Below are 4,682 nucleotides of genomic sequence, written 5' to 3'. Positions count from 1 at the left end.
TCGGGAAAAGGGGGCATCCGGCAGCGTATTCATTTGAGGTGTTTCCCCGTTCTTTCTCCGGACCTTACATATCCGCTCTTACGCCCGATAACGTTTGAGGGACAGCGAAGAGAAAAATACCAGTAACTCGTTAAAATATCTTTATGACCCACAAGGAGCATTGGGGCGAACTCTGATTTTACGGGCCATTGCCAGACTGACCTTTACGCTTTTTCGCTGCTATATATTGCTTGCGGCTTACCCTCACCGATGAAAGTCTCAAAACTCACCGGCATATCAGGTAAACTATCGGGCATATAATTTTGTTAAGGTCAGGATATGTCTAACCCAACCCATTCTTTAAAGCCCTTCAATACGCTTGGCCTTGATATTCACGCTGACGAAATCATCCGGGCAGAAAGCTCTGCCGATCTCAGGAAAGCATGGGACTACAGCCGATCAGTAAATAAGCCCTTTCTGTTACTGGGAGGGGGAAGTAATGTGCTGTTCCTCCGTGATTTCAGGGGAGTCGTCGCAGTTAATGAGATCAAAGGTATTTCATTGTCTGAGGACGAAGACAGCTATCTCCTGCACGTTGGTGCCGGTGAAAACTGGCATCAGCTGGTCAGTTGGTGTTTACAACATAATATCGCCGGCACCGAAAACCTGGCATTGATTCCTGGCGTAGCAGGTTCCGCGCCTATCCAGAATATTGGTGCTTATGGTGTCGAATTCAAAGATATCTGTGACTATGTTGATGTCACAGAACTGACGACCGGCAGAGAGTTTCGTCTTGAGAAGGCGCAGTGCCGGTTTGGTTACCGTGACAGTATCTTCAAGCATGAACTTTGTCAGGGCTATGCGGTGACGGCAATCGGTCTCCGGCTAAGTAAACAGTGGAAACCTGTGCTGACTTACGGTGATTTAACCCGGATGGATGCCGCGACTGTCACCCCCCGGCAGGTCTTCGATACCGTCTGTGAGATGAGAAAGAGCAAACTTCCTGACCCTAACGTTCAGGGAAATGTCGGGAGTTTCTTCAAAAACCCATTGATCACCGAAGAACTTAGCCACCGGTTACTGGCGACATATCCGGGGCTCCCCCGGTACCCACAGGCTGACGGAACAGTCAAAGTCGCCGCAGGATGGCTTATCGATCAATGCCAGTTAAAAGGGTATAAGCTGGGTGGTGCTGCGGTACACAGTTTACAAGCCCTGGTACTGATTAATGATAACCAGGCAACGCCACAGGATATTGTCGGCCTGGCGAAACATGTCCGGCAGTGTGTCGGGGATAAATTTAATATCTGGCTCGAGCCCGAAGTGCGTTTTATTGACTCACTCGGCGAATGTGATGCTGTCGGAGTGATCTCATGAAAGATTACAGTGTACCGTTGAAAATTATCCGTGTGCTCTCTGATGGCGAGTTTCACTCCGGTGAACAGCTCGGTGAAAAACTGGGTATGAGCCGGGCGGCGATCAATCAGCATATTCATACACTCAAAAACTGGGGTATCGATATCTATACCGTTACCGGCAAGGGTTACTGCCTCTCCGCCGCACTACAGTTATTAGATGATGATGCTATCCGGGCCGGTGTCCGGGGGAGCGGTGACGTTCAGGTCATACCGGTTATTGATTCCACCAACCAGTATCTGATGGAACGTATGAGTGACCTTCGCTCCGGTGATACCTGTATCGCAGAATATCAGCAAGCCGGTCGCGGGCGCCGCGGCAGACAGTGGTTCTCACCCTTTGGTGCCAATCTATATATGTCGATGTACTGGCGGCTTGAACAAGGGCCAGCCGCGGCCATGGGATTAAGCCTGGTGGTGGGGATAGTCATTGCTGAAGCATTACAGTCTGCCGGTGCGAAAGATGTTCGCGTAAAGTGGCCGAATGATCTCTATCTTAATGACAGGAAACTGGCAGGGATACTGGTCGAGCTGAGCGGCAAGACCGGGGATGTGGCTCATATTGTGATTGGCGCGGGTATTAACCTGATGATGCGTAATGTCGATGACAGTGTGGTTAACCAGCAGTGGATTAGCCTGCAGGAAGCCGGGATCACGATAGACCGTAATGCATTGACGGTCGCACTGATTAATAAAATGCGTGAAGCACTCACTCTGTTCGAAACCGAAGGTCTGGCACCTTTCATTGACCGCTGGGCAAGTCTGGATAACTTTATAAACCGCCCGGTAAAACTGGTGATAGGTGAGCGGGAGATCCATGGTGTCGCCCGGGGGATTGACAGCCGGGGTGGATTATTACTGGAACAGGAAGGTGAAATCACCGGCTGGGTTGGGGGAGAGATTTCCCTGCGTCCGGTTCAGGCTTAACAGGGGAGGACGGGGATAGCTGAGCTTTGCCTTTCCCCGTCAGTCTGTCGCGACTACTTTCTTAGCCGTACCGAATGCACGGCATGGTTTTCACCTTTCGCTAAAATCAGGCTGGCCCGTTCACGGGTCGGCAGAATATTTTGCTGAAGGTTCCGGCCATTAATATCATTCCACAATCCGCAAGCGATCTCTGTGGCTTCAGACTCCGCCAGACGTGCGTAGTTATGGAAGTAGGAGTCGGGATCGCTGAACGCTCCTTCGCGGAATTTCAGAAAGCGGTTGATATACCAGCGCTGGAGTAATTCTTCCGGGGCATCCACATAGATAGAAAAATCGACAAAGTCAGAAACGAAAACACGATGAGGATCATGGGGATAATCCATTCCGCTTTGTAATACATTCAGCCCTTCAAGGATAAGAATATCAGGCTGTGTCACCCGCTTATCGCCATCGGGGATCACATCATATATCAGATGCGAATAGACCGGTGCGGTCACCTGCTGTTCTCCCGATTTCAGGTCAGAGACAAATTTCACCAGTTTGTGCATATCATAGGATTCCGGGAACCCTTTTTTCTTCATTAATCCGCGTTCTTTCAGTACCGCATTGGGATGAAGAAAACCATCTGTCGTGATTAACTCAACCTTCCGGTGCTCCGGCCAGCGACTCAGCAGGGCCTGCAATACCCGGGCCGTGGTACTTTTGCCGACGGCGACACTGCCGGCAATACTGATAATATAGGGTATCTTCTGTTCGTTAGTTCCCAGGAATTGTTCCAGCACCGCCTGGCGGCGCAGATTCGAGCTGATATAAAAGTTCAGCAGACGGGAAAGCGGCAAATAGATTTCTGCCACTTCTTCCAGAGAAAGATCTTCATTAATCCCTTTTAACCGGGCAATTTCCTCACCGGTTAATGTCATGGGAACCGAATCGCGCAGGGTTGCCCATTGTTCACGGGTGAACGATAAGTAGGGGGAGGTAGCCAGTGACAAATTTTTTTTACTCATATTCCGACATCTGACGACAAATTTATCCGGTCCATCATCGACTGACTGACATAGAGCAGTAGGGTGAACTGCAGCCGTGATGAAATAGTGTAATAATGAGGTAGCAGGCTGGAGGTTAACACCAGAAGGGTTCCGGGAAAAAGCAAAAGATGTCGGGCCGGAGAAATTTCGTATCGCAGAAGGCTTCTGGATAAAAATAAGCAGGATAATAGGCAGTAATGATCCTTTTAGTGACCCATTCCACAGAAAAATTGCCAGCAATGTGCTTGTTTTATAAGCAATCAATTCGGCTGACGCAAAAAAAGTAAATTTTTTCCGGTTATCGTGCGTCAAAAAACAGGAAGATTTTAGGTTCACCCGGCAATCATCAAACGTCATACTCCCGGCAAAATTCAAATAAAGCGCAAATAATCACCACTATTTGTTGTCGATTTAGACAGTAAAACCGGAAAAAGCCTTGTTTTGAATAAATAGTAAGCGAAGAGAAAAAAAATTAAAATTTGTTGTTGCATCCTGGCGCGGTGCCCCCTAAAATGCGCCTCAACTTGATGCCGACTTAGCTCAGTAGGTAGAGCAACTGACTTGTAATCAGTAGGTCACCAGTTCGATTCCGGTAGTCGGCACCATTCAAGTTAAGGTGGGATTCCCGAGCGGCCAAAGGGAGCAGACTGTAAATCTGCCGTCACAGACTTCGAAGGTTCGAATCCTTCTCCCACCACCATCTCTGCCTCTGGCAGGGAAAAATGTGAAGCAACACGCTATCACAGCCTGGTGAGCATAATTATCACCCCGAGTGTAGGCTGGAAGTTTCAGTCGAAAGTCGGTCAGTTTATCTGGCAGACTCGAATAATAAGAGAGCCATCTTGTTATTCAAAAGCTACAGAAATATCAGGTAGCAAGAGTTCCAGGATGCGGGCATCGTATAATGGCTATTACCTCAGCCTTCCAAGCTGATGATGCGGGTTCGATTCCCGCTGCCCGCTCCAGATGTGCTGATATGGCTCAGTTGGTAGAGCGCACCCTTGGTAAGGGTGAGGTCCCCAGTTCGACTCTGGGTATCAGCACCACTTCTTTATATCTCCTCTCCTGAAATTTCTGTTCACTTAAATAATTCATTTTTTATCAGGCATCCTGAATCCTGGTTGATGTGATCATATCACCGACTTATCCGTGCTTTAAAAGGGTTATCTAATGGCTAAAGAGCAATTTCAACGTAACAAACCACACGTTAACGTCGGTACTATCGGCCACGTTGACCACGGTAAAACCACTCTGACTGCAGCAATCACTACCGTACTGGCTAAACACTACGGCGGTGCTGCACGTGACTTCGCGCAGATCGATAACGCGCCGG

The 4,682-nt window shown here is 48.8% G+C and carries 4 protein-coding genes and 4 tRNA genes; 7 read left to right on the top strand and 1 reads right to left on the bottom strand.

Going from position 1 to position 4,682, the window contains the following annotated elements:
- The first annotated feature begins 318 nt into the window (after positions 1-318).
- Both murB and birA read left to right on the top strand, forming a co-directional pair.
- Positions 319-1,356 (top strand): UDP-N-acetylmuramate dehydrogenase, encoded by a 1,038-nt coding sequence (gene murB / locus GTPT_RS01650; protein ID WP_025901703.1) that lies wholly within the window; start codon positions 319-321, stop codon positions 1,354-1,356.
- Complete coding sequence (birA, locus tag GTPT_RS01645) at positions 1,353-2,321, top strand: bifunctional biotin--[acetyl-CoA-carboxylase] ligase/biotin operon repressor BirA (protein ID WP_025901702.1); 969 nt, start codon at positions 1,353-1,355, stop codon at positions 2,319-2,321. Before murB ends, birA begins: the two co-directional genes overlap by 4 nt.
- A gap of 53 nt (positions 2,322-2,374) precedes the next feature.
- Here birA and coaA read toward each other — a convergent pair whose 3' ends face one another.
- Positions 2,375-3,328, bottom strand: a complete 954-nt coding sequence (coaA, locus tag GTPT_RS01640; RefSeq protein ID WP_025901701.1) for a type I pantothenate kinase — start codon at positions 3,326-3,328, stop codon at positions 2,375-2,377.
- Between the two features lie 550 nt (positions 3,329-3,878).
- On the opposite strand from coaA, the gene GTPT_RS01635 reads away from it, so the two are divergent.
- From GTPT_RS01635 to GTPT_RS01615, 5 genes are all read left to right on the top strand, one after another.
- Positions 3,879-3,954 (top strand) — tRNA-Thr (locus GTPT_RS01635).
- Positions 3,955-3,964: 10 nt separating this feature from the next.
- Positions 3,965-4,049 (top strand) — tRNA-Tyr (locus GTPT_RS01630).
- A 190-nt stretch (positions 4,050-4,239) separates the two neighbouring features.
- Positions 4,240-4,314: transfer RNA gene (locus tag GTPT_RS01625), tRNA-Gly, on the top strand.
- A gap of 5 nt (positions 4,315-4,319) precedes the next feature.
- Positions 4,320-4,395: transfer RNA gene (locus GTPT_RS01620), tRNA-Thr, on the top strand.
- A 124-nt stretch (positions 4,396-4,519) separates the two neighbouring features.
- Positions 4,520-4,682: GTP-binding protein (locus GTPT_RS01615; protein WP_038010722.1), on the top strand; the 163-nt coding region annotated here is incomplete at its 3' end.

Source organism: Tatumella ptyseos ATCC 33301, from assembly GCF_000735525.1.
In the GTDB taxonomy this organism is placed as follows: domain Bacteria; phylum Pseudomonadota; class Gammaproteobacteria; order Enterobacterales; family Enterobacteriaceae; genus Tatumella; species Tatumella ptyseos.
This window is presented reverse-complemented; position numbering and strand designations above follow the sequence as displayed.